Origin of the sequence: Actinomycetospora sp. NBRC 106378, from assembly GCF_030269685.1 — a bacterium.
Lineage (GTDB): Bacteria > Actinomycetota > Actinomycetes > Mycobacteriales > Pseudonocardiaceae > Actinomycetospora.
This window is the reverse complement of record NZ_BSTT01000009.1, coordinates 123580-139510: the sequence shown is the minus strand read 5'-3', so window position 1 is coordinate 139510 and position 15931 is coordinate 123580. Positions and strand designations below refer to the sequence as shown.

The window sequence follows — 15931 nt, the reverse complement described above, 5'->3', positions numbered from 1 at the left end:
ATTCCGAAATACGGCGGCCCTCCGCACGCAACCATTCGGAAACACCGCGGGCGAACTCTGCGCTCATTCGCACTCGCGCTCCGGAAGGAACTCCCCGGCCATGACCGTCACGCCGCTTCCCACCCGCGGCCGCCCGGACGTCCCGAGCGACCTCACCGGAGTCCACCGCCCCGTGATCGTCATCGGCGGCGGCCAGGCCGGCCTGTCGATGAGCCGGTGCCTGCAGCGGGCGGGCGTCGACCACCTCGTGCTCGAGCGCGACGAGGTCGCGCACTCGTGGAAGACCTACCGCTGGGACACCTTCTGCCTGGTGACCCCGAACTGGCAGTGCAACCTGCCCGACTTCCCCTACGGCCTCGACGAGCAGGGCCGCGGCTTCGGGGGCACCGACCCGCACGGGTTCATGGTGCGCTCGCAGATCGTCGAGTACCTGGAGGCCTACCGGACGTTCGTGGAGCCGCCGCTGCTCGAGGGGGTCGGGGTCACGCGGCTCTCCCGCGACGACCACGGCACCTACCACCTCGCGACGACCGCCGGTGAGTGCACGGCCGACCAGGTCGTCGTCGCCACCGGCGGTTACCACACCCCGATCACCCCGCCGCTGTCCCAGCCGCTGCCGGAGGGGATCACCCAGGTCCAGTCGCAGGACTACAAGAGCGGGGCGCAGCTGCCGCCCGGCGAGGTGCTCGTCGTCGGCTCCGGGCAGTCCGGGGCGCAGATCGCCGAGGACCTGCACCTCGAGGGCCGCACGGTCCACCTCGTCGTCGGTGACGCCCCGCGCGTGGCGCGCTTCTACCGCGGCCGCGACGTGACCGACTGGCTCGACGAGATGGGCTACTACCGGATGCCCGTCACCGAGCACCCGCGCCGGGAGGCGGTCCGGGCGCAGGCCAACCACTACGTGACCGGCCGCGACGGCGGGCGCGACATCGACCTGCGCGCCCACGCCCGCGACGGGATGCGGCTCTACGGGCTGATGACCGACCACCGCGACGGCGTCCTGCACTTCAACCCCGACCTCACCGAGCGCCTCGACCACGCCGACGAGGTGTCCGAGTCGATCAAGGACACGATCGACAAGTACATCGCCGACCGGCAGCTCGACGCCCCGGTCGAGGAGCGCTACACCCCGGTCTGGCGGTCCGAGACCGACCCGACGACGCTCGAGCTCGCCTCCTCGGGCATCACGAGCGTCGTCTGGTGCATCGGCTTCCGGCAGAACTTCGCGTGGGTCGACGTCCCGGTGTTCTCCGGCCGTGGCGCGCCGGGCCACCAGCGCGGCGTCACGAGTGCGCCCGGGCTCTACTTCCTCGGCCTGCCCTGGCAGTGGACCTGGGGTTCGGGCCGGTTCTCCGGGGTGGGCGACGACGCCCGCTACCTCGCCGAGCGCATCCGCTCGCAGCGCGGGCTGACCAGCTCCGGCGGCCGCGGCGACGTCTGCAACGTGCTGGCGCTGGGTTCCTGACGCTGCTCTCTCCGCACGAACGGGCCGTTCGTCACCGTCTCCGGTGACGAACGGCCCGTTCGTGTGTTCCGGGCTCCCGCGGTCGGGCGGCGGCACAATGATCCCGTGCCCATCCGCCTGCTCGGCCCCGTCTCGGTGGCCGACGACGACGGGCGTGAGCTGCTGCCCGCCGGCCCGCGGTTGCGCGGGTTGCTGGCGCGGCTCGCGCTCGACGCCGGCCGTCCGGTGGACGCGGCCACGCTGGTCGACGCGCTGTGGGGCGAGGACCCGCCGTCGACGGCGAACGCCCTGCAGTCGCTCGCGTCGCGCCTGCGCCGGGCGCTCGGGGCGGAGCGGGTCCGGTCGTCCGCCGGCGGCTACGTCCTCGACGTCGCACCGGACGAGGTGGACGCCCTCCGGTTCGCGGGCCTGCGCCGCACCGCACGCGCCGAGCTCGACGACGGGCGCGCCTGCGCCGTCCTGACCGAGGCGCTCGACCTGTGGCAGGACCCGGTCCTGGGCGGCGTGCAGGACCTCCCGTTCGCGCGCCCGGCCGCCGCGCGTCTCACCGACGCCCGCGCCGCCGCCGCGGAGGACCTCGCCGCGCGTGGCCTCGCCGTCGGCCGCCCCGACGCCGGGCGCGACACCCTCGTCGCGATCCTCGCGGCCGACCCGCTCCGCGAGACCAGCGCCGTCGCCCTGGCCCGCGGGCTCCACGCGGGCGGCCGTCGCGCCGATGCCCTCGCCGCGCTCGACCGCACCCGCGGCGCCCTCGCCGAGGAGCTCGGCGTCGACCCCGGTCCGGAGCTCGCGCGGGCCCGCACCGAGCTCCTGCAGGACGCGCCGGCTGCCCCCGCACCCCCGGTCGGCGTGCTCGACCGGGGGTCCGGACGGGCGCGACCGCGCGCCCTGACCTCCTTCGTCGGGCGTGCCGACGACCTCGCCCGCCTGCGGGCGCTCGCCACGAGCGCGCGACTGGTCACGGTCACCGGGCCGGGTGGAGCGGGGAAGACGCGGTTGGTGACGGAGGCGGTGCGCGACGACGCCCGCCGGGTCGCGGTGGCGGAGCTGGCCGCGCTGACGGGCGACGACCAGGTCGCCCCGACCGTGCTGCACGCGGTCGGCGGCCCGGAGCTCGCCCTCGGCGAACCCGTCGCGCCGGACGGCGTGCTGCCCCGGTTGCGCGCTGCGCTCGGCGGCCGGGAGACGGTCCTGGTGCTCGACAACTGCGAGCACCTGGTCGACGCCGCGGCGACGCTCGCCCACGAGCTGCTCGCCGCCGTGCCCGGGCTCGTCGTCCTCGCCACCAGCCGCGAGCCGCTGGGGGTGCCCGGCGAGGTGCTCCACCCGCTGGGCGCGCTCGACGACGGGCACGCCGTCGAGCTGTTCGTCGAGCGGGCCGCCGCCGTGCGGCCGGGGTTCGAGGCGAACGGCCAGGAGTCGAGCGTGCGCGAGATCTGCCGGCGCCTCGACGGCCAGCCGCTGCCGATCGAGCTCGCCGCCGCGCGCGTCCGGAGCCTCGAACCCGCCGAGATCGCCGAGCGCCTGGCCGACCGCTTCCGGCTCCTGACGACGGGGGCGCGGACCGCGCTGCCCCGCCACCAGACGCTGCGGGCGGTGGTGGACTGGAGCTGGGACCTGCTGACCGACGCCGAACGCCGGGCCGCCGCCCGGTTCGGGGCCTTCGCCGGCGCGGTCGACGTCCGCGCCGTGGAGGCGGTGTGCGGCGAGGAGGCGTTCGATCTCCTCGGGCAGCTCGTGGAGAAGTCCCTGGTCGTCGCGGCGCCGGGCGAGCCGACGCGGTACCGCATGCTCGAGACGATCCGCGAGTACGCCCTGGCCCGGCTGGAGGCCTCGGGCGAGCGCGACGCCGTGTTCGCCGCGCACGCCGCATGGGTGCTGGGCGTCCTGGAACCCGTGGAGCCGTGCCTGCGCGGCGGCCGGCAGCTCGAGGCGCTCGCCGTCGTGCGGGAGGTCGACGGCGAGGCGGTGCGGGCCCTCGAACGGCTGATCGACGCCGGGGACGCGGTCGGGGGCCACCGCCTGCTCGCGGCACTCACGTGGAGCTGGGTGGTCCGCGGCGACATGGCGAGCCTCATCCGGTGGGCGGAGGCGCTCTTCGCGCTCCCGGTTCCCGCGACGGGGACGGACGTCGCGCTCAACGCGTCGCTGCACACCGTGCTGCGGGCCGTGATCGTCCCCGGCACCGACGTCCGGGCCGAGTCCGCCGCCGTCCTCGCGATGCTCCCGGGGCTACCCCGGCCGTGGCACCCGGTGGTCGCGCTGCACGCGCCGACGGCCCGGGCGTTCCTCGACGACGACCGGTCCGGGCTGCTCGACCTCGTCGCGACCGCCGACGACCCGTGGCTGCGGGCGGCCGCGGCCCAGATCGCGGCGGTGCACGCCGAGAACGCCGGCGACCTCGACGGCCAGCGCCGGTGCCTGCGCGCGGCGCACGAGGGGTTCGCGGCGCTCGGCGACCGGTTCGGGCTCGGGATGACGACCTTCTCGCTCGGCGAGCTCGAGGACCTCGCCGGGGACCGGGACGCCGCCCGCCGGACGTTCACGACGGCGATCGCGCTCGCGGCGGAGCTGGACAACGCCGACGACGTCCCGCAGTACCGCCTCCGGCTCGCCGCGCTCGCGGCCCGCGAGGGCGATGCGGCGGTGGCCCGCGAGCAGCTGCGGCGGGCCGACGAGGCCGCGCGGGGCTCCCAGGACCCGAGCACCGCCGCCTGGCTCGCGTGGGGCGGCGCCGACGTCGACCGCCGCCTCGGGGACCCGCAGCGGGCGCTCGCCACGTTGCACGCACACCCGGTGTCGTCGGGCGACGGACTCGGCCCGGGCCGCGCCCAGCGGGAGGCCGTCGTCCACGGCATCACCGCGGCCACCCTGATCGATCTCGGCCGGCTCGACGAGGCCCGCGTGGAGGTCGACGCCGCCCGCCGCGCCGCCGAGGAGGCGAGGGACGGCCCGGTCCGCGGGCAGGTCGCCGAGACCGCGGCCCGGCTGGCGCTGGCCGAGGGCGACCCCGCCCGGGCCGCCGACCTGCTCGCGGAGGCCGTCGCCCGGCGCGGGGCGCTGCACCTGGGCGACCCGGACGTCGTCGCGACCATGACGGCCTGCGGCTTCACTCCTCGTGCGTGAGGGGAACCCTCGCGCCACGAGAAGACCCGGCTCCTCAGGCTCGGTACCGTGCCCGTGTTCCGCCGACGAGGGGATGAGGACATGCTGCTCGACGGGGTCGACCACGTCGCCTGCCTCACCCACGACCCGGCCCGCCTCGGGTCGTTCTACGCCGCCGTCTTCGACGCCGAGATCGGCCCGACCGAGCGGCACGGGCAGGACGGGGAGGAGACGATGACGGTGATGCGGATCGGGCCGCACACCGAGCTCAACGTCTTCACGATCCCGAGCAGCGACGAGGCCGACCGCCAGACCCCGATGTGGCACCGCGGCCGCCTCGACCACCTCGGGCTGCGCGCGTCGTCCTACGCCACGTTCGCGACGATCCGGGAGCGGCTCGTCGCCCACGGCGCCTCCGACGGGACCGTCAGCGACTTCGGCGCGGCCTGGAGCATGTTCTTCCGCGACCCCGACGGCCTCGAGGGCGAGGTGCTCGTCCCGAAGGCCGCCGACGGCTCCCACCCGGTCGCCGGCTGAGCGCGTCCCGCACACCCTCTCGGGCTGCGACGCCTGAACTCCGGCGGCCCCTGCGCGTCGCGCGCACATCGGGCCGGCGGTGTGTGCGTCCCGCGTAGGGGTCCGCAGCATCGACCGCCGGCCTCTCCAGAATGTGTGCGCGCCGCGCGGATCAGGTGCGGCGCCGGTACAGCGCGACGGCCAGTGGCGCGAAGATCACGACGACGACGGCGGACGTCAGCAGCGAGATCGCCGCCGCTCCCCCGGCCGGAGCGCCGTCGAGCAGCGCCCGCACCGCGTCGGCCGACCGCGACACCGGGTTGATCGCGACGAACCCCTGCAGCCAGCCGGGCATCGTCGCCGTCGGGACGAACACCGAGCTGGCGAACGTCAGCGGCAGCATGATCGTCGCCGACAGCCCCTGCACCGACCGCGGCTCCCGCACGACCATCGCCAACGCCGTGAACACCCAGCACAGGGCGAACGCGAACGCGAGGACCAGCCCGAACGCGGCGAGCACCGCGAGCGGGGAGGCGACCGTGCGGTAGCCGAGGGCGAACCCGAAGACCAGCATGATCACGCCCGCCGTCAGGTAGCGGACCAGGTCCGCGCCGATCGCCCCGAGCAGCGGGGCCGCCCGGGAGATGGGCAGGCTGCGGAACCGGTCGAAGATCCCGGTCTTGAGGTCCTCGGCGAGCCCCACCCCGGTGCCCGCCGAGGCGAACACGACGGTCTGGAGCAGGACGCCGGGCAGCGCGAAGTGCAGGTAGGCGCTGCTGTTGCCGGCGATCGCACCGCCGAAGACGTAGACGAACAGCAGCAGGAAGATGACCGGCTGCAGCGTCACGTCGATCAGCGCCTCCGGCGAGTGGATCGTCTTCACGATCCCGCGCCGCGCGAGGGACAGGCCGTGGCGCAGGGTCGAGGGCACCCGTCGTCGGGAAGGCGCTGTTCCGACGACGGAGGTGGTCGGTTCGAGGGTGGCGGTCATGCGGTGGCTCCTGCGGTGGCGCGGCCGGTGAGGGAGAGGAAGACGTCGTCGAGGCTGGGCAGGCGCAGGCCGATCTCGGCGACCGCGATGTCGGCGACGGCCAGCCGCTCCTCGACGCGACGCAGCGCGAGCGGGTCCGGGGTGCCGACGACGACCTCGCCGGAGGGCGCGATCGTCGGCTCCCGCCCGACGTCGGAGGCGACGATGGCCGCGACCAGCGCCGCCTCGTCCGGCCGCTCCGGGCGGACGTGCAGCCGCCGGCCACCGGCCCGCGACTTCAGTTCGGCCGCCGTGCCGGAGGCGATGACGAGGCCGCGGTCGAGGACGACGAGGTCGTGGGCGAGCTGGTCGGCCTCCTCGAGGTACTGGGTGGTGAGCAGGACCGTGACGCCGTCGTCGGCGAGGGTCCGGACCGCGTCCCAGACCTCGTTGCGGTGGTGCGGGTCGAGCCCGGTGGTCGGTTCGTCGAGGAACAGCACCTCGGGCCGTCCGACCAGGCTCGCGGCCAGGTCGAGGCGCCGCCGCATACCCCCCGAGTAGGTGCGGGCGCGGCGGTCGGCGGCCTCGGTGAGCCCGAACTGGTCGATCAGCGCGGTGGCCCGGGCCTTCGCGTCGCGGCGCGGGAGGTCGAGCAGCCGGCCGATGAGGTACAGGTTGTCGCGGCCGGTCAGGGCCTCGTCGACGGCCGCGTACTGCCCGGTGAGCCCGATCCGGCCACGCACCGCGGGGGCGTCGGTGACGATGTCGTGGCCGAGGACGCTCGCGTGCCCGCCGGTCGGCGGGAGCAGCGTGGCGAGCATCCGGACGGTGGTCGTCTTGCCCGACCCGTTGGGCCCGAGCAGGCCGAGCACCTGGCCCTTCTCGGCGGTGAAGGAGATGCGGTCGACGGCCCGGACATCGCCGAACGAGCGCTCGAGGCCGTCGACCTCGATGGCGGGGGTGGAGTGCATGGCACCGACCCTGGGCCGGGCCGCTGGCACGGGGCTGGCACGGCGCTGACGTCCTGCGCCAGCCGTGGCCCACCGCTGACGTCCGGTGTCAGCAGGCCGCCACGGTCACGGTCCGCCCTCGAGTGCGGCAATGTGCGTCACGGGTGGCGCAGTGTGCCGCACTCCGTCCCGACGCCGGGTGCCCCACAGCGTCGGTGGCCGATCCGTCGCACCGGATGCGTCGGAGGAGCCATCGGCGCATGACGACGATGGCGAGCTGCTCCCACGGGACGCGTGCAGCGCACCATCGTCGACCGACCGCCGAGCAGCGCGGACTGGTAGACCGGCGGGCGTGATCGACGAGGTGCGGCTCGACCTGCCGGTGCGGGCCGCGCTGCCGTCCCTGCGCGCCGCGCTGGACGAGCACGGCACCGCCGTCCTCGTCGCGCCGCCCGGCACCGGCAAGACCACGCTCGTGCCGCTGGCACTCGCCGGGCAGGTCGAGGGGCGGGTCCTCGTCGCCGAACCCCGACGGGTCGCGGTGCGGGCGGCGGCCGCCCGGATGGCGTCCCTGCTCGGCGAGAAGGTCGGCGACCGGGTCGGCTACGCGATCCGCGGCGAGCGCAAGCCGGGCTCGCGGGTCGAGGTCGTGACGACGGGCCTGCTCGTCGCCCGCCTGCAGCACGACCCGGAGCTCGCCGGGGTCGACGCGGTCGTCCTCGACGAGTGCCACGAGCGCCACCTCGACACCGACCTGGCGCTCGCGTTCACCGTCGACGCCCGGGTCCTGCGCCCCGACCTCCGGCTCCTCGCGACGTCGGCGACCGCCGCCGCCGACCGGCTGGCCGACGCCCTCGACGGCCCCGTCGTCACCGCCCCCGACCCGCTGCACGACGTCGCGGTCGTCTGGGCCCCGCCGCCCCGCCCCGTACCGCCGCCTCAGGGGATGCGGGTGGAGCCGGCCCTGCTCGACCACGTCGCCGCGACCACGCGTCGGGCGCTGGCCGAGCACGACGGCGACGCCCTCGTGTTCCTCCCCGGCCGCCGCGAGATCGACGACGTGGCGCGGCGACTCTCCGGGGTCGACGCCGAGGTGCTCCCCCTGCACGGCGGGCTGAGCAGCGCGGCGCAGGACGTCGTGCTCGCGGGGAGCGTGCGTGGCGACCTGCTGGCGCCGGACGTCAGCGGTGGGCCACGGCTGACCATCGCACCGACCCGCCGCGTCGTCCTCACCACGTCCATCGCCGAGACCAGCCTGACCGTCCCCGGCGTCCGGGTCGTCGTCGACGCCGGGCTCTCCCGGCAGCCCTGGACCGACCACGCCCGCGGGCTCGACGCCCTCGTCACCGTGCTCGCGTCGCAGTCGTCGGCCACCCAGCGGGCCGGTCGAGCCGGTCGCGAGGCACCCGGCGTCGCCTATCGATGCTGGTCGGAGGCCGAGCACGCCCACCGCGACCGCGACGACGACCCCGAGGTCGCCCACGCCGACCTCGCCGCCTTCGCCCTCGCGCTCGCCCGCTGGGGCACGCCCGACGCCCGCGGCCTCGCCCTGCTCGACCCTCCCCCACCGGCCGCCTTCGACGCCGCCCGCGCCACCCTGCGCGGCCTCGGGCTCGTTCACGACAGAGCAACCGAGCACGCCGATAGGGGCTCCATCACCTCGCGGGGCCGCGCGGTCGCGGGCGTCGGAGTGCACCCACGACTGGGCCGCGCCCTGCTCGACGGCGCCGACGCCGTCGGGTCACGCCTCGCCACCGAGGTGGTCGCGCTCCTCGCCACGGCCGGCCCGGGCGGATCGGACGACCTGGAGGAGCGCCTCCGCTCAGCCCGGGCCGGGGACGACCCCGGCTGGCGCGCGGAGGTCCGCCGTCTCGACCGGGCCCTCCGCGAGGCGCACACCAGGCAGCCCACGAGCGGCGCGCGCCTGCCTGACGTCACCCTCGCGACCGGCGCCGCCACGGTTGTCGCCCTCGCCTACCCCGACCGCCTCGCCCGCGCCCGCTCCGCCGACTCCCGCGAGTTCCTGACGACGGGTGGCACCGGCGTCGAGGTCGGGCCGTCCTCGGTCCTGCGCGGCCAGCAGTGGATCGCCGTCGCCGACGCGGCTCGCGGCCCCGGCGACCGGGTGGCCCGGGTCCGGCTCGCCGTGCCGATCGACGAGGACCTCGCCCGCTCCGCCGCCGAGCACCTGCACACCGACGACGAGGTGATCGCCTGGGAGGACGGCGACGTCGTCGCCGAGCGCCGCGAACGGCTCGGCGCGATCGTCCTCGCCCGACGCCCGATCCCGCAGCCGACCGCCGAGGCCCTCGCACCCGCCGTCCGGACGGGGCTGCAGGAGGAGGGGCTGGGCCTGCTGCGCTGGACCGACGGAGCCCGCGAGCTCCGGGCGCGCCTCGCCTTCCTGCACGCGGCCCGGGGCGCACCCTGGCCCGCGATGGACGACGCGTCGCTGCTCGCCCGGGCCGACGAGTGGCTCGACCTGCGCCGCGTCCGCCGCCGTGCGGACCTCGCCCGGCTGACGCCTCCGCTGACGGCGCTGCTCCCGTGGCCCGAGGCGTCCCGGCTCGACGAGCTCGCCCCGACGCACGTCACCACCCCGGACGGGCGACGGGTACGCGTGGACTACTCCGAGCCCGAGAAGCCCACCGTCGCCCTCAAGCTGCAGCACGCCTTCGGGTGGGAGCGCGCGCCGGAGCTGGCGGGGGTGCCCGTCGTCGTGCACCTGCTCTCACCCGCGGGACGGCCGGCGGCCGTGACCGCCGACCTGGCCTCGTTCTGGGGCGAGGGCTACCGGCAGGTGCGCGCCGATCTGCGCGGGCGCTACCCGAAGCACGCGTGGCCGGAGGACCCGCGGCGCCCCTAGTCCTTCGCGGCGACCTTCTCGAGCTTCTGCTCCACGGTCTTGCGGTCCTTCGTGTCCTTCTCGTGCTCGAGGGCCTTCTCCGCCTCGTCGGGCTCCATCGACGTCGCCCGCTTGACCGCGTCGTCGGCGTTCATCTCCTCGAGCGTCGCGTCCGTGCGGGCCTGCTTGGCCTCGTCGGTGTTGTCGACGGTGCCCTGGCCCTTCTTCGACGCGTCCTTCTTCTTCGCGCGGGTCTCCTCTTGTTCGGACTCCGACAACTCCTCCCACGCCTTCTTCGGCAGGTAGCGGTCGGTGCCGTCCTCACCGCGGGCCTCGGCGGAGCCGTCGGCGGTCTGCCACTCCTCGTCGGTCCACTGCTTCAGGCTGCGCTGCTCCTCGGTGGGCTGGTCCTTGTGCTTGTAGTCGCCGCCGTGGCGCTCGTACTCCTGGGTGAGCAGCTGGCTCTTGCGCGCGGACCACTTCCCGGGCGCACCGCCCTTGTCCGACTGCTTGATCTCCTCCTTGAGGCGCTCCCGCAGCTCGGGGTCGGTGTAGTCCTTCTCGTAGTCCTGCTTGCCCTTCGCCATCCGGCCGGTTACCCGCGTCGACGACCTTGCTCGGTCACCAGTCGGTCGAACTTCGCCGGACCGCAGATCGTCAGCATCCGCACCGGCTCGTCGCCGCGGACCCAGAGCGTGTGCTCGACGTCGCGCGGCAGGAAGATGAAGTCGCCGGCGGCCGCGGTGAACTCGTCGTCGCCGCACCGCCCGCCGACCTCGCCCGCGAGGACGTGGAACATCTCGTCCTCCCCCTCGTGGACGTGCGGCGCCACGACCAGCCCGACGGGTGCGGCCTGCTCCATGACCGACACCCGGCCCTCGGTGTCCTCCGCGGACGCCTTGACCGTGAACACGGCGCCGTCGAAGTCGTAGGTGTCGCCGGTCCCGGCCGGGCGTACGAATCCGCTCATGAGCACAGGGTGCCCGTGGGTACGTCGTCAGCCGCCCAGCGAGAACACCTTGCGCGCCGTCTCGCCGAGGATGTTGCGCTTGCCGTGCTCGGAGACGAACGGCAGCGCCGCGATCCGCCCCGGCACGTCGAAGTCCCAGTGCGGCCAGTCGCTGGAGTACATCAGCGTGTTCTCCGCGTCGATCGCCTCGAGCGTCGCGGCGAGCAGCTTGTCGTCGGTCCACTCCATCGGCTGGGAGGTGTAGTACATCTCGCGGATGTAGTGCGACGGCGGGCGCGTGAGCAGCGGGGCGTCCGACTGGCGCATCGAGTACTCGTGGTCGAGGCGCTGCATCATGAACGGCAGCCACGCGAGGCCGCTCTCGATCCAGATCGTCCGCAGCCCCGGGAAGCGCTCGGGGATGCCGTTGACGACCCAGTTCGTCATGTGGGTCATGTTGCAGGTCACGAAGCTCATCGCGTGGGCCGAGAGGAACCGGTTCATCGTCGAGGTCATCGTGTCGGCCTGGTTCGGCCCGGCGTGGAACCCGATCGGCAGGCCGCGGCGCTCGAGCTCCCGGTAGACCGGCATGTACGCGTTGCGGTGCACGCCCGCGTGCCGCTGCGAGGTCACGAGGAACCCGATGACGCCCGGGGTGTCCGCGAACTCCTCGATCGTCGCGAGGCACGCATCGGGGTTCTCGAACGGCAGCCCGAGCATCGTCCGGATCCGCGGCTCGCGGGGCAGCACCTCGGCGGTGAACCAGCGGTTGTAGGCCGCCAGCAGCGCCGTCGCGACCTCCGGTTGCGGGTGCAGCCCCGTCTCCAGCATCGGCTGCGGGAACACGACCTGGACGTCGATCGACATGGCCTCCATCGCGCGCCGCACGAGCGTCACGTCCCGCTCCGCGCCCGATCCGACGTCGGGGGTCGGCTCCCCCAGCGACGCCTGGTGCGGGATGCGCCCGGAGACGTCCTGCATCGTCAGCCCCGGCGGGTGGTTGTGGAGCGCCAGGTGCGAGGCCTGCGGCCAGTTCCGCATCATCTGCGCGGCCGTGTCCTTCATGACCGGCGAGTCGAGGTACCCGAGGATCTCCGGCCAGGAGTCGAGCTCCACGTGGTGGGAGTCGACGTCGACGATGAAGTAGTCGTCGAGCCCGTAGCGCTCGGTGTCCCGCCGGGCGTTGGCGAGGATGTCGCGCGTGTCGGTGGTGGTGGTGATCTCCTGGGGCTCCAGGCGCCGGACGGTCATGAGCTGCTCCTCGAGAACCACAGGGCCAGATCGAACGGGTTCAGGTCGTTGCTGCGCAGGGCGGCGGTCGCCAGCACCACCGCGTCGGTGGGACTGAGATCGGTTCGCGACGGCGGGTCGTGCCCCTCCTCGGCGGCCACCGCCCAGCAGCGGCCGGCGACGCCGACGAGCCGGCGTGCGGTGCCGGGTTCCAGGCGGGCGATCGCCCCGTCGTCGAGACCCGCCGCCACCTCGGCCTCCAGCTCCGCCACCAGCGCCGCGATCCGCTCAGATCGTGACACGGATCCGGCCCTCCACCTCGGCCACCGGGAACGACCGCAGCGACGCCCCCGGGACCCCCGGGTGCCGACCCGTCGTCACGTCGTACTCGTAGCCGTGCCACGGGCACACCACGTGCATCGTGTCCTCGTCGAACCGCATCCCGAGGCTGCGCTGCCCGTCGTCGAGCCGCTCGCGGACCCGGCTGACGATCCGCCCCTGGCAGGCCGGCCCACCCTGGTGGGCGCAGACGTTCTCCCACGCGTAGAGGCGGCCGGCGAAGCGGAAGATCCCGACGGTGGTCGTCCCGTCGATCTCGACGACGAGCCGGCCCCGCTCGGGCACGTCCTGCGACGCGGCGACGTCCACGTCGCGCGCCGCCGGTGTGGTGGTGGTCATGCCTGGCAGCGTCCCCGCCGGCGGCCGACCTGTACATCCCGTCCGGGACTACGTCTCCCGCGCCGCCGCGATCACCGCGCCCAGGTCGCCGTGCAACCGCAGCAGCTCCTCGACCGGCATCCCGAGCCGCTCGACGATCGCCGGCGGGATGCGCTCCGCCTCGGCCCGCAGGGCCCGTCCCGCGGCGGTGAGGGTGACGGCGAGCGTGCGCTCATTGCCCGGCACCCGCCGTCGTCGCACGTGCCCCTGGGCCTCCAGGCGCTTGAGCAGCGGCGAGAGCGTGCCGGGGTCGAGCGCGAGCTTCTCCGAGAGCGCCGTGACCGACAGCGGCTCCTCCCCCCACAGCGCGAGCATCACGAGGTACTGCGGGTGCGTGAGGCCCATCGGCTCGAGCAGCGGGCGGTAGAGGGCGATCACCGAGCGGGCCGCCACGGCCAGCGCGAAGCACACCTGGTTCTCCAGGGCGAGGGGGTCGATCTCCTCCGGGGCCGCCGTCACACCGGCGACCCTACACGTGGGGTGCATACTGTTGGTGTGCAAAACGTCAAGCGACCCGGCCCGCTGTGGTGGCTCTGGTACGCCTACGGCGGCGGGCTGCCCGAGCGGTTCGCGCCGTGGGTGCTGCACGACACGACCTGCCGCACCTGGTGGCTGCGGCACGTCGCCCGGATCCTCGTGCAGATCGCGCCGTTCGCGCTCGCGATCGTCGTCCTGGTCCCCGGCCCGCTGTGGCTGCGTCTCATGTGCGCGCTCGGCGGCGGGATCATGGGCATGATCTTCGCGGTGGCCTACGTCCACGAGACCGCCGAGCACCGGCTGGTGAAGGCGGGCTTCCCGGTGGGCACCGGGGTCGCCACCCGCGCGGAACGCGACCGCGACAAGGACGAGGCGGCCGCGGCCCGTTACGCCGAGCGCTACCGGCGTTCCTGACGACGGGTCAGCGGCTGGAGAGCACCTGGCTCCCGTCGATCTTCCACCCGCCGTCCTGCTGCACCATCCGGAACAGCGTCCGCTCGGAGCTGGTGCGCCCGTCGCGGTAGGTGTAGGTGACCGTGGCGTCCACGGAGTCGCCGGGCGCCGGGGACACACCGCGGACGGTCACGCGGCTCATGTCGCCCCAGAACTGCGAGTAGCCGGCGAAGCCGCCCGCGGTGTTCCGCTGGTAGGACGGCGTCAACCGCTCCCACCCTGCGGCGAGGTCCGACGGGATCAGGCCGTAGTAGTCGACGATCGCCTGCTGCTGGGCGACCTGCTCGGACGTCCCCGGGGCGGGGGCGGGCGGGGAGTCGGAGTCCGACCCGTCGTCGGAGGCGGAACCGGATCCGGATCCGGCGGAGGGCGCGGCCCCCGTCGACGGCCCGGTGGTGGCGCCCGTGACCCCGCCCCCGGACGTCGAGAACACCAGGGCGACGACGGCGACGGCCCCGACCAGCAGCAGCGCGAGGCCGATCAGCAGCGGGCGACGGCGGGGCGACGGCGCCGGGTCGGGCTCCTGCGGACGGAGCGGCAGCGGATGCGTGGGGCCCGGTGCGGGCGGCGCGACCGCGACGCGGCCGGCGCCGGCCGGCATCGGTTCCGGCCGGTCCGTGGGCGGCACGGGCACCGTCGGGCTCGTCCCCGGGGCCTCCTCGGTCCACGCGTCGGTCTCGACGTCGACCGCGGCGAGGCGCTCGAGCTCGTCGCGCACCTGGTGCATCTCCGGACGGTGCAGCGGGTCGGTGGCGAGCAGGCGCCCCAGCAGCGGCGCGAGACTCCCCGCGAGCCGCGGCGCCGGGTGGTCCCCGGTCGCGACGCGGTGCAGCAGCGCCAGCGGGTTCTCGCCCGTCCCGAACGGCGGCGCACCCTCGACCGCCGCGTAGATCGTGGACCCGAGCGAGTAGACGTCCGACCGGAAGTCGGCGGCCGCCCCGCGGGCGACCTCCGGAGCGAGGTAGGCGGGCGTGCCCGCCATCATGCCGGTCGAGGTGATGGTGGCCTCGTCGACCGCGCGGGAGATGCCGAAGTCGGTCACCTTGACGACGCCGTCGGTGCCGATGAGGACGTTGCCCGGCTTGACGTCGCGGTGGACGATCCCGGCCGCGTGGGCGGCGGTCAGCGCCGCGGCGACCTGGTGGCCCATCGCCGCCGCGGCGTGCGACGTCAGCGCCCCGTCCTCGGCGACGACCTCGGCGAGGCTCCGCGAGGGCAGGTACTCCATGACCAGCCACGGCTCGCCGTCGTGGTCGACGACGTCGAACACCGAGATGGCGTGCGGATGGTGGATGCGGGCGACGAGCCGGCCCTCCCGGATCACGCGCTGGTGGGCCTGCTCGGTGCTGCGCTCGTCGACGCCACCGGGCAGCCGGACCTGTTTGAGGGCCACCGCGCGCCGCAGCCGCTCGTCCTCGGCGCGCCAGACCACCCCCATCGCGCCGCTCCCCACGCGGGCGACGACGCGGTAGCGCCCGGCGATCAGCTCGTCCTCGGCCACCCGATGCTTCTCCCTCCGCCGTCCGCGCGGTCGGGAGTGCCCATCCGGGCCGCCGGACATACTCCGGGGCGGGCACGGGCTCAGCCCGCGAGCGCCACCGAGGCCCGGTACCGGTCGACGAGCAGCGACACGACCGCCGGGTGGTCGCCCAACGGCTCCGCGACCACCGCCGCGCCGGTCGCGGCGGCCCACCGGTGGAACACCCCCGGCGCGAGCAACCACGTCAGGAGCGCGACCGGCCGGTCCTGCGCGCCCACCACCTCGGCCAGCTTCGGCGCGCCGCCCGCGATGTAGCCGACCGGCACCCCGACCCCGACCCGCTCCTCGACCAGCGACGCCGCCACCCGCAGGTCGGCCTGCGCCACCTCGTCGGTGGACCCGGCCGCCGCGAGCACGACCTGCTCGTCGCGCCACCCGGCGTCGCGCAGCCGCGCGAGCGCGGCGTCGACGAGCACCGGGTCGGGGCCCAGCGGGTCGGTCACCCGCACGTCGGGGCGCCCGAGGGCCGCCAGCTGCTCGGGCACGTCCCGGCGCACGTGGAAGCCCGACGCGAGGAACGCCGGCACCACCACGACGGGGCCGTCGGGCAGCTTCGGCAGCAGGTCGGCCAGCTGCGGACGCGCCACGCCTGCCCAGGCCAGCCGCACGCCGGTGTCGGGGAGGAGCTCCCGCACGCGCGTGAGCAACGCACCCCAGGTCGCGCGACCGGCCGGGTCGTTCGTGCCGTGCGCGAGGACCACCAGGGTCACGAGG

General features: G+C 75.1%; 15 protein-coding genes. 5 read left to right on the top strand and 10 right to left on the bottom strand.

The genetic code is table 11. The annotated features are described in order from the left end of the window. The first annotated feature begins 100 nt into the window (after nt 1-100). From QSK00_RS20020 to QSK00_RS20010, 3 genes are all read left to right on the top strand, one after another. On the top strand, nt 101-1465 hold the full coding sequence (locus QSK00_RS20020) for an MSMEG_0569 family flavin-dependent oxidoreductase (RefSeq protein ID WP_285593339.1): 1365 nt from the start codon (nt 101-103) through the stop codon (nt 1463-1465). A gap of 105 nt (nt 1466-1570) precedes the next feature. Continuing rightward, a complete protein-coding gene (locus QSK00_RS20015) occupies nt 1571-4591 on the top strand; it encodes an AfsR/SARP family transcriptional regulator (RefSeq protein ID WP_285593337.1) in 3021 nt (1006 codons plus the stop codon). A gap of 81 nt (nt 4592-4672) precedes the next feature. Then, nucleotides 4673-5107, top strand: coding sequence for a VOC family protein (locus QSK00_RS20010; RefSeq protein ID WP_285593335.1), 435 nt, complete (start codon nt 4673-4675; stop codon nt 5105-5107). 151 nt (nt 5108-5258) lie between these two features. Here the strand turns inward: QSK00_RS20010 and QSK00_RS20005 are convergent, their stop codons facing one another. Further along, a complete protein-coding gene (locus QSK00_RS20005; protein WP_285593333.1) occupies nt 5259-6077 on the bottom strand; it encodes an ABC transporter permease in 819 nt (272 codons plus the stop codon). Beyond that, nucleotides 6074-7027, bottom strand: coding sequence for an ATP-binding cassette domain-containing protein (locus QSK00_RS20000; RefSeq protein WP_285593332.1), 954 nt, complete (start codon nt 7025-7027; stop codon nt 6074-6076). The genes QSK00_RS20005 and QSK00_RS20000 overlap by 4 nt, the downstream gene beginning before the upstream one ends. A gap of 331 nt (nt 7028-7358) precedes the next feature. Here QSK00_RS20000 and hrpB point away from each other — a divergent pair, with 331 nt between their 5' ends. Then, a complete protein-coding gene (hrpB, locus tag QSK00_RS19995) occupies nt 7359-9872 on the top strand; it encodes an ATP-dependent helicase HrpB (protein WP_285593331.1) in 2514 nt (837 codons plus the stop codon). Here hrpB and QSK00_RS19990 read toward each other — a convergent pair. From QSK00_RS19990 to QSK00_RS19965, 6 genes are read right to left on the bottom strand one after another with little or no spacing between them, the layout of a single operon-like run. Then, the gene (locus QSK00_RS19990; RefSeq protein WP_285593329.1) at nt 9869-10438 is read right to left on the bottom strand and encodes a DUF5872 domain-containing protein; all 570 of its coding nucleotides are present in this window, start codon (nt 10436-10438) and stop codon (nt 9869-9871) included. The two genes, hrpB and QSK00_RS19990, sit on opposite strands and share 4 nt — an antisense overlap. Nucleotides 10439-10446: 8 nt before the next feature. Further along, nucleotides 10447-10821: a cupin domain-containing protein gene (locus QSK00_RS19985; protein WP_285593327.1), complete on the bottom strand. Its 375-nt coding sequence runs from the start codon at nt 10819-10821 to the stop codon at nt 10447-10449. A gap of 27 nt (nt 10822-10848) precedes the next feature. After that, complete coding sequence (locus QSK00_RS19980; protein ID WP_285593325.1) at nt 10849-12051, bottom strand: amidohydrolase family protein; 1203 nt, start codon at nt 12049-12051, stop codon at nt 10849-10851. Continuing rightward, entirely contained in the window at nt 12048-12332 is a 285-nt protein-coding gene (locus QSK00_RS19975; RefSeq protein WP_285593324.1) for a hypothetical protein, read from the bottom strand. The genes QSK00_RS19980 and QSK00_RS19975 overlap by 4 nt, the downstream gene beginning before the upstream one ends. After that, complete coding sequence (locus tag QSK00_RS19970) at nt 12319-12708, bottom strand: Rieske (2Fe-2S) protein (RefSeq protein ID WP_285593323.1); 390 nt, start codon at nt 12706-12708, stop codon at nt 12319-12321. The genes QSK00_RS19975 and QSK00_RS19970 overlap by 14 nt, the downstream gene beginning before the upstream one ends. Before the next feature lie 48 nt (nt 12709-12756). Beyond that, entirely contained in the window at nt 12757-13233 is a 477-nt protein-coding gene (locus QSK00_RS19965) for a MarR family winged helix-turn-helix transcriptional regulator (protein WP_502872056.1), read from the bottom strand. Between the two features lie 9 nt (nt 13234-13242). Between QSK00_RS19965 and QSK00_RS19960 the strand changes: the two genes are divergently transcribed. Further along, a complete protein-coding gene (locus QSK00_RS19960) occupies nt 13243-13638 on the top strand; it encodes a DUF5313 family protein (protein ID WP_285593321.1) in 396 nt (131 codons plus the stop codon). 7 nt (nt 13639-13645) lie between these two features. Here the strand turns inward: QSK00_RS19960 and QSK00_RS19955 are convergent, their stop codons facing one another. Next, a complete protein-coding gene (locus QSK00_RS19955; RefSeq protein WP_285593319.1) occupies nt 13646-15178 on the bottom strand; it encodes a serine/threonine-protein kinase in 1533 nt (510 codons plus the stop codon). A gap of 80 nt (nt 15179-15258) precedes the next feature. Then, nucleotides 15259-15927: a sirohydrochlorin chelatase gene (locus QSK00_RS19950; protein WP_285593317.1), complete on the bottom strand. Its 669-nt coding sequence runs from the start codon at nt 15925-15927 to the stop codon at nt 15259-15261. Nucleotides 15928-15931: the final 4 nt, after the last annotated feature.

Bases quoted from the DNA above. Each gene is read 5' to 3' on its own strand.
- QSK00_RS19965 (WP_502872056.1), bottom strand. From the start codon at position 13,233: ATGCACCCCACGTGTAGGGTCGCCGGTGTGACGGCGGCCCCGGAGGAG.
- QSK00_RS20020 (WP_285593339.1), top strand. From the start codon at position 101: ATGACCGTCACGCCGCTTCCCACCCGCGGCCGCCCGGACGTCCCGAGC.
- QSK00_RS20000 (WP_285593332.1), bottom strand. From the start codon at position 7,027: ATGCACTCCACCCCCGCCATCGAGGTCGACGGCCTCGAGCGCTCGTTC.
- QSK00_RS19970 (WP_285593323.1), bottom strand. From the start codon at position 12,708: ATGACCACCACCACACCGGCGGCGCGCGACGTGGACGTCGCCGCGTCG.
- QSK00_RS19990 (WP_285593329.1), bottom strand. From the start codon at position 10,438: ATGGCGAAGGGCAAGCAGGACTACGAGAAGGACTACACCGACCCCGAG.
- QSK00_RS19985 (WP_285593327.1), bottom strand. From the start codon at position 10,821: ATGAGCGGATTCGTACGCCCGGCCGGGACCGGCGACACCTACGACTTC.
- QSK00_RS20005 (WP_285593333.1), bottom strand. From the start codon at position 6,077: ATGACCGCCACCCTCGAACCGACCACCTCCGTCGTCGGAACAGCGCCT.
- QSK00_RS20010 (WP_285593335.1), top strand. From the start codon at position 4,673: ATGCTGCTCGACGGGGTCGACCACGTCGCCTGCCTCACCCACGACCCG.
- QSK00_RS19980 (WP_285593325.1), bottom strand. From the start codon at position 12,051: ATGACCGTCCGGCGCCTGGAGCCCCAGGAGATCACCACCACCACCGAC.